Raw genomic sequence first — 17,099 nt, 5'->3', positions numbered from 1 at the left:
CGTCCGCCGGCCGCAGGCAGGTATATATGTTGCACGACAGCCATTGGGCGCGCGCACTGGCGCGCGCCATCGCCACGGATCATCCGGGCAAGACCAAGACCGGCCGGGCGTTGCTCGGCTGGGCCCGCGCGCGAGCCGCCGCGCTCGGGTTCGACAACAAGACGATCGCGCGCGCCGCGCTGCTCGGGCCTCCGGTCCGGCCGCCCGATGCGCGCGCGGATGAAAGCCTGTTGCAGGCGAACCGGCTGGCCGACGCGCTCGACCTCGCCGCCGAAGAGCGTGCGCTGCTGTTGCTCGTCACCGCAATGGAGCGCGGGCCGCTGACGCGCAGCCTCGCCAAGCTCGTCGACGCCGAGGCGCTCGACATGGAGGCCCTCGTCGGAACGCTCACGCAGTTGGCTCCGCACGCCATTCGCACCGCCGAGGTGGTCCGGCTCGACCTCGTCGGGCGCTGGACGAGCAAGGAGGGCAAGGTCGAGTTCGGCCTCTGCTGGTCGTTCGAGCGCCTGCTCGACGCCAGGACCGGGCAGCATGAAAGCCTGATCGACGGGCTGCTCGGCCGGCGGCAGGCGGCGCGCCATGCGCTCGCCGATTTTCCGGCGCAGCGGCGCGAAGCCGACCTCGCGCTCGCGCTTCTGCGCGGGGCGCTGGATGGCGGCGCACGCGGGATCAATATCCTGATTCACGGCCCGCCGGGGACGGGCAAGACCGAACTCGCGCGGACGCTCGCCGCCGCGCTCGGCGAGCCGCTGCACGCGGTCGGCGAAGCCGACAGCGACGGGGACGAGCCGACCCGGTTCGACCGCGTCGCCGCGCTGCGGCTGGCGCTGCGCACGCTGGAGAAGCGCGGGCGCGCGCTGTTGCTGTTCGACGAAATGGAGGATCTGCTCGGCAACGCGCAGGCCGAACAGGACGGCCGCATTCGCAACCGGTCGGGATCGAAGCTGTTCGTCAACCGCTTGCTCGAGGAAAATGTCGTCCCGGTCATCTGGACCTCCAACGCCATCGTCGATGTCGATCCCGCGATCCTGCGCCGCTTCAGCCTGTCGATCCGCATGGACTTTCCCGGCGTCGCGCACAGCCCGGCGATGCTGGCACGGGTGAGCGCCGAAGAGGCGGTCGCGGTCGACCCGGCGTTGCAGGCGCTCGCGGCGCGCGCCCCCGAAGCGGCGTCGCTGTTCCGCGTCGCCGCGCGCGCGGCGGGGCTGGCGGGCGACCCGGCGAGCGCGAGCCGCTTTGCGGGATCGGTGCTTGGCGCGATGCACGGGCACGACATCGAACCGCGCGCGCCGCGCGACTTCGACGAAGGCCTGCTCACCGCCGATACCGACCTGCCGGCGCTGTTCGCCGAGCTCACGCGCGCGGGAGCCCCTGCCGACTTCTCGTTGCTGCTCACCGGCGCACCGGGGACGGGAAAGACCGAGGCGGTGCAGGCGTTGGCCCGGCGGCTGGGACGGCCGCTGCATATGAAGCGCGCGTCGGACCTGATGTCGAAATGGGTCGGCGAGACCGAAAAAGCGATCGCGCGCGCCTTTGCCGAGGCACGGCGGCAGGGGGCGATGCTGTTCTTCGACGAGGTCGATTCGCTGCTCGCCGACCGGCAGGGCGCAACGGCGAGCTGGGAGGTCAGTCAGGTCAACGAACTGCTGACCTGGATGGAGGATCATCCCCTGCCCTTCGCCGCGGCGACCAACCATGCGGCAAAGCTCGATCCCGCGTCGGCGCGGCGCTTCGTCTTCAAGGTCGAGATGCGCGCGCTCGATACCCCGCGCGCGCGGCGGGCGTTCGTCCATTTCTTCGGACGCCCGGCGCCCGCAGCGCTCGACCGGGTCGGCGGGCTGACGCTCGGCGACTTTGCGGTCGTCGCGCGGCAGGCGCGTTTTGCCCGAGCCCGCGACGATGGGACGCTCGTCGAGCGGTTGCGCCGCGAACGCGCGGCGCGCCCGGCGATGCCGCAACCGATCGGCTTCGGGTCAGACGCGCCATTTGGGGGCGAAGAGGCCCCGGTCGCGTAGGATCACCGTCGCCGCATTATGCCCCGGCGCGCCGGTCACGCCGCCGCCGGGGTGGGTGCCCGCGCCGCACATATAAAGGCCCTTCACCGGCCCGCGATAACCGCCGTTGCCGAGCACGGGGCGCGCGGCCCAGAGCTGGTCGAGGCTCATATTGCCGTGCATGATGTCGCCGCCGACGAGGCCGAACTTGCGTTCGAGACCTTTGGGCGACAGGCGCGTCTGCCCGACGATGCTGGCGCGGAAGCCCGGCGCATGTTTTTCGACGGTGTCGATGATCGCATCGGCGGCGGCTACTTCCTCATCGTCCCAGTCGCGCCCGTCCGGAAGTTCAGGTGCGAACTGCTGGCAGAAGAGACTCGCGACATGCTGCCCCGGAGGTGCGAGGCTGTCGTCGACGGTCGACGGGATCAGCATCTCGACGATCGGCGCCTTCGACCAGCCATATTGTTTCGCGTCGAGGAAAGCGCGGTCCATATAGTCGAGCGTCGGGGCGAGGATGATCCCCGACTGGTGATGCTCGCCGGGTTCGGGAAGGCAGGTGAACTTCGGCAGCTCGCTCAATGCGACGTTCATGCGGAAGGTGCCGCTGCCCGCCTTGAACCCCTTGATCCGGCGTTCGAAACCGGCGGGCAGGTCGCTTGCGTCCATCATCCGTTCGTAGAGCAATTTCGGGCCGACGTTGGCGATCACCCGCGCCGCGGCGATTTCCTCGCCGCCAACGAGCTTGACGCCGACCGCCTTGCCGCCGTCGACGAGCACCTTGGCGACCGGGCTTTCGAGGCTGATCTCGACCCCCATGTCGCGGCAGACCTTCGCCATGATCTCGGTGATCTTGCCCATGCCGCCAACGCTGTGGCCCCACGCGCCCTTCTTGCCGTTCACTTCGCCAAAGACGTGGTGAAGGAGGACATAGGCGCTGCCCGGGGTGTCGGGGCTAGCGTAATTGCCGACGACGGCGTCGAAGCCGAACGCCGCCTTGACCGCCTCGCTTTCGAACCAGCTGTCGAGCATCGTCCGCGCCGACTTGGTGAACAGGTCGAGCACGTCGCGCTGCTGTTCGAGACTGAGCGTCGCGAAACGCCGCCCCTGCCGGGCGCCGTCGAGCAGCGTCCGCATCCCCTCACCGACGTTCGGCGGCACGCGCAGCGCGAGGTCGCGGAGCAGCTCTGCAACATTTTCGAGCGCGTCATAATATTGCGGCAGCACCTCGGCGTCGCGGCTGCTGAACTTGCCGAACTCGGCCTGCGTGCGTTCGAGCCCGCCGCCTAGCTTGAGATAGCCGCCATCCTCCTGCGGCAGGAAATTGCTGATCGGCCGCTCGATGACGCGATAGCCATGATCGGCGAGCTTCATGTCGGCGATGACCTTCGGCTGGAGCAGGCTGACCGTGTAGCTGGCCACCGAATTGCGGAAGCCCGGCGCGAACTCCTCGGTCACCGCCGCGCCGCCGACGACGTCGCGCGCCTCGACGATGCGCACCTTCAGCCCCGCCCTGGCGAGATAGAAGGCACAGACGAGGCCGTTGTGGCCGGCGCCGATAATCAGGGCGTCATAGGCTTTGGTCATGAGAAGTCTTTCGCAAGCGGGGATTGGACATGCTGGCGGCCGAAACCGAGGCCGAGGACACGGCCCGGAATGCGGCGAAGCAGCGGGATGGAATCGAGGAGGCGGACGGCGAGCGGAACACGGGTGATTTCGCCGCGCAGCATCGGCTCGATCACCCGCCGGTGCGCGAAACGCTGGATCGCCTGCATGCACGTCGTCGGCGTCCAGCGGCGGTCCTGCACCTTGGCGAGCAGCGGATCGGGATCGGCGCCCGCCGCGAGCGGGGCGGCGAGAATGTTCGCGGCGGCGACGGCATCCTGCACCGCGAGGTTGATCCCGACGCCACCGACGGGCGACATCGCATGGGCGGCATCGCCGATCGCGAGCAGGCCCGGGCGCGACCAGCGGGTGAGCCGGTCGAGCGCGACCGACAGCAATTTCACATCATCGAAGCTCCGGATCGCATCGATCCCGGCGGCGAGGCCGGGCGCGATCGCGACGATCCGGTCGCGAAAGGCCACAATCCCCGCCGCCTCGATCGGCGCAAAACCGCCTTTTTCGATAATCTGCGCGCATTGCCAATAATCGCCGCGCGGGATCGCCACGACCATCCCGCCCTTGTCGATCGTGCCGAGCGCGACTTCGGACATGTCCATGCCCGCAGGCACCGGGATGCGGAACCAGAGCACGTCCATCGGCGCGCCAAGGTCCTCAAGCGGCAGTTCGGCGGCATCGCGCAGCACCGAGCGGCGCCCGTCGGCGGCGATAACCAGTCGCGCGGGCAGCGCTTCGCCGCTCGCCAGCGTCACCCCGCTGACGCGGTTCGCCGCGTCATAGGTCAGCCCGGTCGCCTCGGTCGACATGCGGAGATCGAAGGTCGGATAGCGTTTTCCCTGCCCCGCGATGAAATCGAGCAGATCCCATTGCGGCATCATCGCGACGAAGCGCGCCGCGACGGGCAGATGCTTCATCGTCGCGATGGTGTACCGCCCTCCGAGCAGGCCCAGCGTCATCGTGTCGATCGCGGCGTGCGGCTCTTTCAGCAGCTCTTCGAGCAGGCCGATCTCGTTGAACAGTTCGAGGGTCGAGGGATGCACCGTGTCGCCGCGGAAGTCGCGGAGGAAATCGGCATGCTTTTCGAGTAGCGTCACGCGCACCCCGGCGCGCGCGAGGAGCAGGCCCGCGACCATGCCGGCAGGCCCGCCGCCGACGATCACCACGGACGCGACGTCGTTCAAGCGCGGCTCCACCCCGCCTTGGGCGCGGTTTCGAGCCGCGCCTCGGGAATGATATCGCGCATCCGCGAACAGAAATGCTTGAGGCAGACTTCCTTGTCGCTGAGCGGCCCCATGGTGAAGCTTTTCGACTGCATCCCCTGCTGGACGCGGGTGATCAACTCGGTGTCCTCGGCATTGACCTGCCGGTTGATCCGCCAGTTGAGGTAGCGTGCAGCCTTCATCTCGCGGCGCGCGTCGGGCAGCACATAGGAAATTTCGCGGATCAGGCAGGTCGTCGGCCCGGTCGGCAGCCACTGCATGAAGTCGACCTGGTCGGGATAGATATCGAAGGCGACGTTCGGCCACAGCTTGAAATAGAGCCAGTGGCGCTGACGGTCCGCAGGCAGGTGCGGCACCGGCGGCAACAGCCGCTGGTACATGCGCTCGGACCAGCCCGCCGACGGGCGGTCGATCAGGTCGCCCCACATGCGGTCGACGCGGTCCTCGGCCTCGACGCCATAGCTTTTGCCGAAGAGGCGCGTGAGGCCGGGATGCGCGACGGGGATGTGGAGCCCGTCCGAATAATTGTCGCCGACATTCTTCCAGTTGACGTCGCGCGGGCGCAACGTGACGCGGCCCAGTGCGCCGAGTTCCTCGAAGCGATAGGGTTCGACCATCGCTTCATAAGGCGTCATCATCTCGGCGACCGACGGACCGCCGTCATCGTCGAGCCGCACGAACCAGAAGCCGCGCCATTGTTCGAGCCCGACCGGAACGAGCCCCGCCTTGCCCTTGTCGAGGGTCGGGTAGCTCGCCGAATCGGGCACCCCGGTCAGCCGGCCGTCGAGCTCGTAGGTCCAGGCATGATAGGGGCAGACGAGCTTCTTCGCGCAGCCGACGGCTCCGTCGACGAGCCGCGAGCCGCGGTGCCGGCAGACATTGGTGAAGGCGCGCACCGCACGGTCGGTGCCGCGCACGAGGATGACGCTTTCGCCGCAATAATCGATGCTGTGCCAGTCGCCGACGTTCGGGATATCGCTGTCGTGACAGACGACCTGCCAGCTCGGGCGGAAGATCCGTGCCATTTCGACTGCGTAAAAGTCGGGATCGCTGTATGTCCACGCGGGGAGCGACCAGCCGTCCTGCGGGTCGAAATTCGGTGCATGAAGGGGTGCAGTTGCCATGAGTCCGTCCTTGTTGTACGTACGTATAACAACATGACTGCCATTCGCCAAGCCTTTACGCGCGAAAGCGCCGACGCCCGCCGCGCCGACCTGATCGAAGCGACGGCGGCGTGCCTGGCCGAGCATGGCATTGCAGGGACGAATGTCCGCGCCATCTGCGCGAAGGCCGGCGTTTCGCCGGGACTGCTGCGCCATTATTTCGGCGGCATCGACGACCTCGTCGCCGCGACCTATCAAGCCACGAGCGACCGGATGGACGCGATTTTCATGGACGCGGTCGCCGACGCGGGCGGCGATCCGCGCGCGCGCCTCTCCGCCTATCTTACCGCCAGCTTCCGCCCGCCGGTGACCGATCCCGAACTGCTCGGCGCCTGGACCGCCTTTTGGGCGCTGGCGCGTAGCGATACGCGCATGGCGGCAATCCACACTGCAAGCTATGCGGGCTATCGCGAACGGCTGGGCGAGTTGCTCACCGCATGCGGCGCCGCCGATCCGGGACGGCTGGCGATCATGCTGACCGCGATGGTCGACGGGCTGTGGCTCGAACTGTCGCTCGACGCCGCCAGCTTCGGGGCGGAAGCGGCGGCGGCGATGGTCGAAAAGGCGGTGGCGTCGCTGCTCGACTAGCGGGCCGCCAGCCGGAAGCTTCAGAAGCTGCCCTTGACCGGGCGCACGATGATCTCGCTGACATCGACGTCATCAGGCTGCTCGACCGCGAAACGGATCGCGCGGGCGATCGCATCGGGAGTGATCGCGACGCTGCGGAATTCGGCCATGGCGGCGGCGCTGCCCGGATCGGTGATGTCATGGCCAAGCTCCGATTCGACGACGCCGGGCGAGATGATCGTCGCGCGCACGTCCCGATGCTCCTGCCGGATGCCGTCGGTGATCGCCCAGACCGCGAACTTGGTCGCGCAATAGACCGCACCGGTCGGCACGACATAATGGGCGCCGAGCGAGGCGACATTGACGAAATGACCCGAACCCTGCGTGGTAAAGCCGGGAAGCGCCGCCGCGATGCCGTTGAGGACGCCGCGGATATTGACGTCGATCATCGCGTCCCAATTCTGCGTTTCGAGCGCAGCGAGCGGCGACAGCGGCATGATGCCGGCATTGTTGACGAGCACGTCGATGCGGCCGAAACGCGCGACGGCGTGCTCGACGAACGCCTGCATGTTGTCGCGGCTGGTGACATCGAGCGCGCGATATTCGGCGGCACCACCCGCCGCGACGATTTCGGCGGCCAGCGCTTCGAGCCGGTCGGTGCGCCGGGCGCCGAGCAGCAGCTTCGCGCCGGCGGCGGCGAGCTCGCGCGCCGTTGCCGCGCCGATGCCGCTGCTGGCGCCGGTGATCAGGATGACTTTGTCGGTGGTGTTCATGATCGTCTCCATCGGGGCCGGACAGCCCAGCGCCGTCCGGTGACCTCCTTTTGCACCTGCCCGGACGGAAGGCGGTAGAACGCGCCTCCGCAATGATTATACGATCCTCCGAACATCGAACGTGGCGCTTGCGGCGGCGGTACAACGATGCGAGACCGGCATCATGACGACACTTGCTGAAATGCGTTCCATATTGCTTCGCCACCGCGCCACCGACGGGATCGACCCGTGCGCGCTACCGCGCGTATCGCTTGTCCGTAGCTCCGAACCGAGCCATCCGATGCCGGTCGTTTACGAACCGTCGCTGTGCCTCGCGGTCAGCGGCCGCAAGCGCGTGCTGCTGGGCGATGCCAGCTTCATCTATGACAGCGCGCAGTTTCTGGTCGTGTCGGTCGTCCTGCCGGTGAGCGGGATGGTCGTCGATGCGAGCACCGACGATCCCTATCTGTGCCTGAAGCTCGACCTCGACGTCGCGGTGCTCGGCGAGCTGCTGCTCGCGCACGATGCGCGGGTGCCGCGCAGCGACCATACCCCGTCGATCGCGGTCGGCGATACCGACGCGGGCCTCCTCGACGCGGCGCTCCGCCTGCTCCGCCTGCTCGATGCGCCGGACGACATTGCCGCGCTGGCGCCGCTCGCCGAGCGCGAGATCCTGTACCGGCTGCTGACCGGCCCGCAGGGCGCGATGCTCCGCCACATTGCGACCGCCGACACCCGGCTGCACCAGATCAGCCGCGCCGTGACGTGGATCAAGGACCATTATGCCGGCACGCTCAGTATCGACCATCTGGCGGGGCTAGCCGGAATGAGCCCGTCGTCCTTCCACGAGCATTTCAAGAAGGTAACGCGCTTCAGCCCGCTGCAATATCGCACGCGCCTGCGCCTGCTCGAGGCGCGACGGCTGATGGTGTCGGACGCCATGGACGCCGCGAGCGCGGGTTTCCAGGTCGGCTATGACAGCCCCTCGCAGTTCAACCGCGACTACAGCCGCGCCTTCGGCCTGCCGCCGCTGCGCGACGCCGCAAGGCTCCGCGCGGCGCCTGAGTTCGGCTTGTCGGCGTAGCGGCGCCCCCTGCTATTTCGACAGATCGCGCAGCAGGCTGTCCCAATGCGCCAGCGCCGGGGCGATCGCGTCGGCCGGCACGCGCTCGTCGAGACCGTGGGCGTAGCTGTCGGTCGCCTTCGAGAACAGGCCCGCGACGCCGTAGCTCGGCACGCCCTGCATGCGGAAATGATAACTGTCGGTCGCGCCCGCGCTCATCGACGGGATGATCGGCAGGCCGGGCGCGCGAGCATGCACCGCCTTCGTCACCGCCGCCATCACATCGGGACGCAGCGGCGACGCGTCGCTGGCGCTCGCCTCGGGATCGGGGTTCACCTTGACCGCCGGGTCGGCGATGACCTTTTCGAGCTCGGCACGCACCGCTTCGACGGGTACGCCGGGGAAGATGCGGCAGTTGATGTTCGCCGTCGCACGCTGCGGCAGCGCATTTTCGGCGTGGCCACCCTTGACCAGTGTGGGCACGCAGGTGGTGCCGATCTGGCCGATATATTCGGGGTCGGCGCGGATCGCGGCGATCGCTTTCGCATCGGCCGGATTGGCGGCAAAGGCTTTCAGTGCCGCGCCGATGTCGCCGCCGACCTGATCGGCGACGATCGGCATGCCGACCTTGGTCAACTCATTCTGCTGCGGCGTGAAGCGATAGGCGCCGACCTTAGCGAGCGCGGTCGAAAGCTGGACGATCGCATTGGTGTCCGACGGGCGCGAACTATGCCCGCCGGGGTTTGTCACTTCGAGCGTGAAGTCGGCATAGGTCTTCTCACCCGCCTGCAGCCCGTAATATTGGGGCTTGCCGTCCTCGCCGATCAGCCCGCCGCCGCCGTCGCCGTTCAAGGCAAATTCGGCATTCTTGTATTTGGCGGCGAGCGCGCGCGTCGTCAGCATCGAGGTTTCCTCGTCGCCCGACAGCAGCAGGATGATCGAGCGCTTCGGCTTGAAGCCCTCTTTCTTGAGCTGGGCCATCGCCGCGACCATCATCGACACGTCGAACTTGTTGTCCTCCGACCCGCGGCCGAAGATATAGCCCTTCTCCTCGACCGGCACGAAGGGGTCGCGCGCCCAGTCCTTGGGGTCGGCCTCGACAACGTCCATATGACCGAGCAGCACGATCGGCTTGCCTTTGCCCGTGCCCTGAAGCGTCGCGGCGAAGGTCGCGGTCTCGCCCATCGGCGTGATCTCGATATCGCTGTCGGCATAGCCCGCGGCTTTCAGCACGCTCGCATAATAGGCCGCGAGCTTGGGAACCTGACCGCGCCCCTCGACCGTCGGGATCGCGATGCTGTCCTTCAGGATCTTTTTCGCCGTCTCGGTATCGGCGGGCTTGGCATGGACGGGCGCGGCGGCCAGCAAGGCGGCGGCGAGGGCGATGGAGGCAGGAAGGTTGCGCATGGCAACGGGTTATGCCGCCTCCGCGCCGCTTCGCAAGAGGGCATCGGCGCTCAGCTTCCCCTCCCCCCGCCCGCTATTCGGGCAGGGTTTGCGCGAGGACGCTTCCGGCGAGGCGCGCGGTCGCAAGGAGCCGCGGCAAATCATGCCCGCTCCGCGCCTTTGCCGACAACCCGAGCATGATCGTGCCGACATAGTCGGTCACGCTTTCGGCCTCGCCGGGATGACGCGCGGCGACAAAGTCGCGGATCACCCTTTCCGCGGCGGCACCGCGCGCCCGCGCAGCCTCGCGCGCGCGCTCGTCGTTGCATCGGGTTCCCTCGAGCACGAGGCAGCCGCCCGCGTCCGGACCCGACGCGTAAAGACGCGCCGCTTCTTCCAGCATCGCGGCAAGCGCGCTTGCGACGGGAACATTCGGGCGCAGGATCCGATCGAGCGGGATGCCTGCCGTGACGGTCCAATGGTCGAGCACGCGCGCATAAAGTTCCGCCTTGCTGCCGAAGGCGGCATAGAAGCTCGGCGGATTGATCCCCAGCGCATCGGTGACGTCGGCGACGCTGACGGCGTCATAGCCGCGTTCGTGAAAAAGCTGCTGCGCCGTCACGACCGCCGCATCGGGATCGAAGCGGCGCGGGCGTCCGCGGGCACGGGATTTATTTGTAGTTACCATTACAAAATACCTTGACGAGAGCCTTTCCAGTTTTATGTAATCACCCCTACATTAATAAGCAAGGAATCTCCCCATGTCCGATTTCCAAGGAAAACCCGTTCTGGTCCTCGGCGGCAGCCGCGGCATCGGCGCGGCCATCGTTCGCCGCTTCGCATCCGACGGCGCCAGGGTCGTCTTTACCTATAACGGGTCGCGTGAGGCGGCGGAGCAGCTCGCAGCCGAAACCGGCAGCAGCGCGGTACCGACCGACAGCGGCGATCGCGACGCGGTGATCGCGCGCGTCCGCGACAGCGGGCCACTCGACATACTGGTCGTCAATGCAGGCTTCGCGCTGTTCGGCGACGCGCTCGACCTCGATCCCGACGAGGTCGACCGGCTGATCCGCGTCAATGTGACCGCCCCCTATCATGCGTCGGTCGAGGCGGCGCGGCAGATGCCCGAGGGCGGGCGGATCATCGTCATCGGATCGGTCAACGGCGACCGCATGCCGCTCCCCGGCATGGCGTCCTATGCGCTGAGCAAATCGGCGCTTCAGGGCATGGCGCGCGGACTGGCGCGCGATTTCGGGCCGCGCGGGATCACCATCAACATCGTCCAGCCCGGACCGATCGATACCGATGCGAATCCCGAGGACGGCCCGATGCGCGACCTGATGCACAGCTTCATGGCGATCAAGCGCCACGGCCGTCCCGAGGAAGTCGCCGGCATGGTCGCCTGGCTCGCGGGGCCCGAAGCGGGCTTCGTCACCGGCGCGATGCACACGATTGACGGCGCGTTCGGGGCGTGAGAGCGGTTGGGGGGCGGCTGTGCGGCCGTCCCCGATCGCGATGCCCGTGCTAGCAGTCGTTTGAACCCCTCACTTCGTCATCCCCGCGAAAGCGGGGACCCAGTAGCGACGCCGGCTCGCTGGGTCCCCGCTTTCGCGGGGATGACGATGATAGGGTGTCGCTCCCCACCTCAATCTCGTTGCCCCGTCAGGCCGCCTTCTTCGCTTTCGGCGCCGGCGTCTTCGGCTTGTAGCGGCAGAGGTCGTCCACGGGGCAGCGCCAGCATTCGGGCGTGCGCGCCTTGCAGATATAGCGGCCGTGCAGGATCAGCCAGTGATGCGCGCCGACGCGGAACGGCGCGGGGGTTTCCTTCTCGAGCTTCTTTTCGACCGCGAGCACCGTTTTGCCCGGCGCCAGGCCGGTGCGGTTGCCGACGCGGAAGATATGCGTGTCGACCGCGAAGGTCTCCGCCCCAAAGGCGCAGTTCATCACGACATTGGCGGTCTTGCGCCCGACGCCGGGAAGTTCGACGAGCGTGTCGCGGTCGGCGGGCACCTCGCCGCCGAAATCGCGGACGAGGATTTCGCTCAATGCGATGACGTTCTTCGCCTTGGCATTGAACAGCCCGATCGTCTTGATGTGCTGTTTGAGGCCCTCTTCGCCAAGGTCGACCATTTGCTGCGGCGTCTTCACCGCCTCGAACAGCAGCCTTGTCGCCTTGTTCACCCCGACGTCGGTCGCCTGCGCCGACAGCACCACCGCGACGAGCAATTGATAGGTGTTGCCGAACTGCAGCTCGGTCTCGGGACTCGGGTTGAGCTCGGCGAGGCGGCGGTAGAATTCGAAGATATCGGCCTTTTTCATCGCGCGGGCGTCGCCGCTCCGGCCGGATGCGCGGCTTTCCAGTCCATTCCGGCGCGCACCCGGCGCTCGACCGAGGGATGCGAATAAAAGAGAAACTCCTCGACCGCGTTCGGGCGCGGGTTACGATATTCGGCGGTCTTGACGAGCGCGCTCGCGAGCGCGTCGGGCAGGTTCACCGTCTTCAGCGAATAGGCATCGGCCGAACTCTCGTCGAGGCGCGACAGCGTGTTCTGTACGGGCTGCGCGAGGAAGGCGAAGAGCGAGAGGATGAACATCATCACCGGGAATCCGCGCGGGTCGCCGATCGCCGCATCGCTGCCGAACGCGCGCGCGATGCGCGGGAACAGCCGGTCGGCAAGGAAGAAGAGCAGGATCGCGAGCAGCGAGAAAACGATCACGATGATCCAGATGTGCCCGAGCACATAATGGCCGATCTCGTGCCCCGTCACCGCCCGCACCTCGTCGAGCGACGCGCCCTTGATCGCGACGTCCGAAATCGCGATGCGCGCCGAATGGCCAAGCCCTGACACGTTGGCGGTGAAATTGTTCGACTGGCGCGAGCCGTCGAACATATAGATGCGATCGGGCTCGATCCCGGCATCCTTCGCCTGCACGACAAGCGCGTCGCGCACCGGCCCCGCGGGCACCGGCTTGTAATCGTTGAACAGCGGCTCGATCATGATCGGCGACAGGAGCAGCATCGCCGAAATGGCGAAAGCGGCGAGACCGCCCGACCAGATCCACCAGCGTTTTCCGGCGCGGCGGATCAGCGCATAGATGCCGAGGAAGAACAGCCCCCCGAACAGCGCGGTGATTGCGATGCCGATCGCCCCTTGCCCGAGATAATCGCCGAGCGGCTGACTGGTCCGGCCATAGGCGGTTTCGCGCCACCAGCCCGTATAGATATCCCACGGCAGCGTGACGAGCGCCGAAAGCAGCATGAAGGCGGCGCAGAGCAGGAAGGTGCGCATCGCCCAGCCGCGCTTCGCGAGCCGCGCGTCGAGCCGGTCGAGAATGCGCAGGCGCACGAAGAGCAGGGTAACGAGCCCGGCAACGACGACGCCCCAGAAGCCCAGCCATTCGCTGCCGACGGTATAGGATGCGGCCTTCGCAAGCGCTTCGGGCCCGAGCCCGTCGATATAGGCCCTGGTTGCAGCGGCGGGGTCGAAACTCATGGCGGTCCTCCAACTGTATTGTTTTTATAATACACGGGGAGAGCGTGCAGGCAAGCGGGCAGTCAGAGTCCCAGCACTTCGGGCATCGTGTAGCGTCCCGATGGCTGCTGGATCAGCCACAGCGCCGCGCGCACCGCCCCGCGCGCGAAGATCATCCGGTTTTCGGCGCGGTGCGACAGGGTGATCATTTCCTCGGAGCCCGCGAAAATCACGTCATGGTCGCCCGCGACGGTGCCGCCGCGCAGGCTTGCGAAGCCGATCTTGCCATGCCCGCGCGCGCCGGTGAGACCATCGCGGCCGCGTTCGGAACATGTGTCGAGGCTGATCCCGCGCCCTTCGGCTGCCGCCTGCCCGAGCAGCAGCGCGGTGCCGCTCGGCGCGTCGACCTTCATCCGGTGATGCATTTCTAGCACTTCGATATCCCAGTCGGCGCCGAGCCGCGCCGCGGCCTCGCGCACCAGATGCGCGAGCAGGGTGACGCCGAGCGAGGTATTGCCCGTCTGAAGCACCGCGACATCCTTTGCCGCCTCGTCGATCAGCCAGTGATGGCGTTCCTCGAGCCCCGTCGTGCCGATGACGATCGGTGTCCCCGCCGCGATACACGCATCGAGCGTCGCTTCGAGCGCGGCGGGCGACGAGAAATCGACGAGCACCCCGGCGTCGGCAGCGAGCGCCGCGACGTCGCCGCCCTTGTCGATGCCCAGCCGCTGCTGCCCCGCTTCGGCGATCGCGGCGGCGAGCGCGACGCCCATCCGGCCTTCGCTGCCGATAATGCCGATGCTGGTCATGATGCGTCCCCTCTTCTGTCCGCTCCCCTTAGCCGTTCGCATCGAGCGAAGTCGAGATGTCGCGAACCCAGGCTCGTCATCCCGGACTTGATCCGGGATCCATGACGACAAACCTTGCCTGGACCCCGGATCAAGTCCGGGGTGACGAAAAAGGGGTGAAGACGGAGAGTCGGACGGATAGGGTGGGGCGATGAAGGACATCCACAATATCGTCATCCTGACCGGCGCCGGCGTGTCGGCCGAAAGCGGCATCGACACCTTCCGCGACGGCGGCGGTCTATGGGAGCAGCACCGCGTCGAGGATGTCGCGACGCCCGAGGCGTTCGCGCGCGATCCGGCGCTGGTCCAGCGCTTCTACGACATGCGGCGCGCGGCGATCCAGACGAAAGAGCCCAATGCCGCGCACGCGGCGCTCGCGCGGCTCGATGCCGAATGGCGGGGCGAATTGCTCATCGTGACGCAGAATGTCGACGACCTCCACGAGCGCGCGGGAGCAAAGCGGCTGCTCCATATGCACGGCGAGCATCTGAAGGCGTGGTGCACCGCCTGCGATGCGCGCAGCGACTGGCTGGGCCCGCTCGGCGAGGCCCCCGCCTGCCCGGCGTGCGGCACCTCCGGCCACCTCCGCCCCGACGTCGTCTGGTTCGGCGAGATGCCCTATCATATGGAGGATATCTACCGCGCCCTCAATCGCACCGACCTGTTCGTATCAATCGGCACCTCGGGCGCCGTCTATCCCGCCGCGGGCTTCGTCCGGGAAGCACGCGCGGCGGGCGCCCGGACGCTCGAACTCAATATGGAGCCGAGCCAGGGCAGCCACTGGTTCGACGAAGCCCACCACGGACCGGCGACCGCGCTGGTGCCGGGGTGGGTGGCAGAGATGCTAAGCTAATGCCGCGCGGCTGCTTTCGGCCGGTTGTGGACATAGCTGACGTACACCCCGGCGAAAGCCGGGGCCCAGAGCGCCATAGCGCAACCTTGGCTTTCCAACGCCCTGGGCCCCGGCTTTCGCCGGGGTACACTGTAAGTGGAATGTCCGCTTCCCACCCCAAAGCGGCCCTTCCCGCATCACCGCCGCGCTGCAAAAAAATCCCGCAGCAAAGTTGCTGCCTCCCCCGCGCCGAGCCCCTCATAAATCTCCGGCCGGTGATGAACCGTCGGCTGCGCAAAAATACGCGGGCCGTGGACGACCGCGCCGCCCTTCGGATCGTCGGCGCCATAATAGAGCCGCGCGATGCGGGCATGGGCGATCGCCCCGGCGCACATGGCGCAGGGTTCGAGCGTCACAAACAGATCGCAGCCGTCGAGTCGCTCGTTGCCGAGTTTTGCCGCCGCGGCACGAATCGCGACGATTTCGGCATGCGCGGTCGGATCGGCCGATTCGCGCGGGCGGTTATGCCCTTCGGCGATGATCGCGCCGTCCTTGACGATCACGGCGCCGACGGGCACTTCGCCCCAATCGGCGGCAATCCGAGCGAGATCGAGCGCGCGGCGCATCGGTTCGGGCAGCGGGAAACGGGACATGCTTCCCCGCTAATCCCTTGACGAATCCCCGGCAAGCCGATAAGCGCGCGCCTTTCCCGGCCCATCCGGACCTGTCCTTCCCCGTTTTGCGGGAAGCGCCCGGACGCCGACCCGAAATTTTTTTGACGAGGAAGAGCATCATGTCGCGCATCTGCGAACTGACCGGCAAGGGCCGCCAGGTTGGCCACAATGTCAGCCACGCCAACAACAAGACCAAGCGCACCTTCCTGCCCAACCTGCAGAATGTGACTTTGCTCTCGGACGCGCTCGGCAAGGGCGTGAAGCTGCGCGTGTCGACCCACGGCCTGCGCACGGTCGAGCATAATGGCGGTCTCGACAACTGGCTGCTCAAGGCCGGCGACGACCAGCTGTCGGCTTCGGCGCGCAAGCTGAAGAAGGAAGTTGCGAAGAAGCTGGCTGAAAAGGCCGCCTAAGCTTTTCTCGCATCGCCGATGCAATCAGGCCGCCGGATTACCGCGCGGCCTTTTTGCTGTCCGGCGTCTTTTTGGGCGGCAGGCCGACGAGTTCGAACTGCAGCAGCAGGCTGCGCTGCCACAGGTTGAAATTGTCGTCGGACACGAGCCAGAGCCAGGTGCGCCCCTGTTCGACCGCCACCGCCGCCCCTTCGTAATTTTCGGCCAGCAGCCGCGGCACGCGGCCGATCGCGCGCGCGCCGACCACGGCATCCTTGCCGATATCGGCGGGATCGAGAACCGCGAGGATCGTCGTGAACACTGGGTCGAAGCCGAGCCGGCGGTGGACGAGCAGGATTCGCCCGTCGGGCAGCGCCGCGGCATCGCTGACCAGCCCCCTGCCGCCCGAGCTATAGAAGAAGCGAACCGGTGCCGGTCCGGGCGCCGCCGGGTCGCCAATATAGAGCAAAGCTTCGCGCCCGCGCGGGTCGTCGTCGGCATCCTCTGAAAAAACCACCGTCCGCCCGTCGGCGAGCCGCGCCATCGCCTCGGGCCCGCGGTTGATCGGCCAGTTCGGCTGCCCCGGCAGTTTGCGGCGCGATTCGATTGCGCCAAGGCGGGCATCGAGACGCCAGACCTGATTGATCCCCTCGAGCGCGATCCAGCTCTTCCCGCTCGCCGGATCGAATACCATCGCCTCGGCATCGATCATCGACTTGCGGCGCGGGCGGCCGTCGGGGGTGGGGAGGGGCGCGATGCGAAACCGGCTCGGCTGCCCGCCGGGGGTCAGCGTCAGCCGCGTCCAATAGCCATTGTCGCCGACAAGCTGGAAGCGGCCGGGACCGATTCGCGCGACCGCGGAGAAGCCGCCGAAATAGCTGTGCGGGCTGGTCAGGTGCCAGCCGCGCACGAACCGCAGCGATCCATCCCCGCCTGCCGCAAAGCGCAGCGGACGCACTGCGACGCGCTCGGTAAGATCGGTTTCCGGGAAACGCAGATGCGTGCCGGGGACCGGCCCGAGCGCAAGGAAGATCAGGACGGCGGGAAGCAGGCGGCGCATCGCCGGGGGCGTAGAATGCCTGCCCGCGAAAGGGAAGCGCCGAGCCCCGCAA

At 67.4% G+C, this 17,099-nt stretch carries 17 protein-coding genes; 6 read left to right on the top strand and 11 right to left on the bottom strand.

From position 1 onward, the window contains the following. Positions 1-26 precede the first annotated feature (26 nt). Entirely contained in the window at positions 27-2,015 is a 1,989-nt protein-coding gene (locus tag AN936_RS22140; protein WP_149037751.1) for an AAA family ATPase, read from the top strand. Here the strand turns inward: AN936_RS22140 and AN936_RS22135 are convergent. Genes AN936_RS22135 through AN936_RS22125 form a run of 3 tightly spaced genes read right to left on the bottom strand, consistent with a single transcriptional unit; the run spans position 1,974 to position 5,961 of the window. Beyond that, positions 1,974-3,581, bottom strand: coding sequence for a phytoene desaturase family protein (locus AN936_RS22135; RefSeq protein WP_054589971.1), 1,608 nt, complete (start codon positions 3,579-3,581; stop codon positions 1,974-1,976). The two genes, AN936_RS22140 and AN936_RS22135, sit on opposite strands and share 42 nt — an antisense overlap. After that, positions 3,578-4,798, bottom strand: a complete 1,221-nt coding sequence (locus tag AN936_RS22130; RefSeq protein ID WP_234715685.1) for an FAD-dependent oxidoreductase — start codon at positions 4,796-4,798, stop codon at positions 3,578-3,580. Before AN936_RS22130 ends, AN936_RS22135 begins: the two co-directional genes overlap by 4 nt. Continuing rightward, positions 4,795-5,961, bottom strand: a complete 1,167-nt coding sequence (locus AN936_RS22125) for an aromatic ring-hydroxylating oxygenase subunit alpha (RefSeq protein ID WP_054589970.1) — start codon at positions 5,959-5,961, stop codon at positions 4,795-4,797. The genes AN936_RS22130 and AN936_RS22125 overlap by 4 nt, the downstream gene beginning before the upstream one ends. 33 nt (positions 5,962-5,994) lie before the next feature. On the opposite strand from AN936_RS22125, the gene AN936_RS22120 reads away from it, so the two are divergent. Beyond that, positions 5,995-6,588: a TetR/AcrR family transcriptional regulator gene (locus AN936_RS22120; RefSeq protein WP_054589969.1), complete on the top strand. Its 594-nt coding sequence runs from the start codon at positions 5,995-5,997 to the stop codon at positions 6,586-6,588. 20 nt (positions 6,589-6,608) lie between these two features. Here the strand turns inward: AN936_RS22120 and AN936_RS22115 are convergent, their stop codons facing one another. Continuing rightward, positions 6,609-7,340, bottom strand: coding sequence for an SDR family oxidoreductase (locus AN936_RS22115; protein WP_054590496.1), 732 nt, complete (start codon positions 7,338-7,340; stop codon positions 6,609-6,611). A 163-nt stretch (positions 7,341-7,503) separates the two neighbouring features. Here AN936_RS22115 and AN936_RS22110 point away from each other — a divergent pair, with 163 nt between their 5' ends. Continuing rightward, positions 7,504-8,403 (top strand): AraC family transcriptional regulator, encoded by a 900-nt coding sequence (locus AN936_RS22110; RefSeq protein WP_054590495.1) that lies wholly within the window; start codon positions 7,504-7,506, stop codon positions 8,401-8,403. A 12-nt stretch (positions 8,404-8,415) separates the two neighbouring features. Here the strand turns inward: AN936_RS22110 and AN936_RS22105 are convergent, their stop codons facing one another. Continuing rightward, positions 8,416-9,789 (bottom strand): M20/M25/M40 family metallo-hydrolase, encoded by a 1,374-nt coding sequence (locus AN936_RS22105; protein ID WP_054589968.1) that lies wholly within the window; start codon positions 9,787-9,789, stop codon positions 8,416-8,418. A 73-nt stretch (positions 9,790-9,862) separates the two neighbouring features. Then, positions 9,863-10,456 (bottom strand): TetR/AcrR family transcriptional regulator, encoded by a 594-nt coding sequence (locus AN936_RS22100; RefSeq protein WP_054589967.1) that lies wholly within the window; start codon positions 10,454-10,456, stop codon positions 9,863-9,865. Between the two features lie 73 nt (positions 10,457-10,529). Between AN936_RS22100 and bdcA the strand changes: the two genes are divergently transcribed. Then, on the top strand, positions 10,530-11,243 hold the full coding sequence (bdcA, locus tag AN936_RS22095; protein ID WP_054589966.1) for an SDR family oxidoreductase: 714 nt from the start codon (positions 10,530-10,532) through the stop codon (positions 11,241-11,243). 187 nt (positions 11,244-11,430) lie between these two features. Here the strand turns inward: bdcA and nth are convergent, their stop codons facing one another. The 3 genes from nth to dapB form a co-directional block, all read right to left on the bottom strand. Further along, positions 11,431-12,087, bottom strand: a complete 657-nt coding sequence (nth, locus tag AN936_RS22090) for an endonuclease III (protein WP_054589965.1) — start codon at positions 12,085-12,087, stop codon at positions 11,431-11,433. Further along, positions 12,084-13,262, bottom strand: a complete 1,179-nt coding sequence (locus AN936_RS22085; protein WP_054589964.1) for a M48 family metallopeptidase — start codon at positions 13,260-13,262, stop codon at positions 12,084-12,086. The genes nth and AN936_RS22085 overlap by 4 nt, the downstream gene beginning before the upstream one ends. Positions 13,263-13,324: 62 nt before the next feature. Beyond that, complete coding sequence (dapB, locus tag AN936_RS22080) at positions 13,325-14,050, bottom strand: 4-hydroxy-tetrahydrodipicolinate reductase (protein ID WP_054589963.1); 726 nt, start codon at positions 14,048-14,050, stop codon at positions 13,325-13,327. A gap of 190 nt (positions 14,051-14,240) precedes the next feature. On the opposite strand from dapB, the gene AN936_RS22075 reads away from it, so the two are divergent. After that, a complete protein-coding gene (locus AN936_RS22075; protein WP_054589962.1) occupies positions 14,241-14,942 on the top strand; it encodes an NAD-dependent deacylase in 702 nt (233 codons plus the stop codon). Between the two features lie 176 nt (positions 14,943-15,118). On the opposite strand, the gene tadA is transcribed toward AN936_RS22075, so the two are convergent. Continuing rightward, complete coding sequence (tadA, locus tag AN936_RS22070) at positions 15,119-15,574, bottom strand: tRNA adenosine(34) deaminase TadA (protein ID WP_054589961.1); 456 nt, start codon at positions 15,572-15,574, stop codon at positions 15,119-15,121. A gap of 140 nt (positions 15,575-15,714) precedes the next feature. On the opposite strand from tadA, the gene rpmB reads away from it, so the two are divergent. Continuing rightward, the gene (gene rpmB / locus AN936_RS22065) at positions 15,715-16,008 is read left to right on the top strand and encodes a 50S ribosomal protein L28 (protein ID WP_054589960.1); all 294 of its coding nucleotides are present in this window, start codon (positions 15,715-15,717) and stop codon (positions 16,006-16,008) included. A gap of 37 nt (positions 16,009-16,045) precedes the next feature. On the opposite strand, the gene AN936_RS22060 is transcribed toward rpmB, so the two are convergent. Then, positions 16,046-17,047 (bottom strand): esterase-like activity of phytase family protein, encoded by a 1,002-nt coding sequence (locus AN936_RS22060; RefSeq protein WP_054589959.1) that lies wholly within the window; start codon positions 17,045-17,047, stop codon positions 16,046-16,048. Between the last annotated feature and the right edge of the window lie 52 nt (positions 17,048-17,099).

The sequence above is a fragment of the Sphingopyxis macrogoltabida genome, from assembly GCF_001307295.1.
In the GTDB taxonomy this organism is placed as follows: domain Bacteria; phylum Pseudomonadota; class Alphaproteobacteria; order Sphingomonadales; family Sphingomonadaceae; genus Sphingopyxis; species Sphingopyxis macrogoltabida_B.
This window is presented reverse-complemented; position numbering and strand designations above follow the sequence as displayed.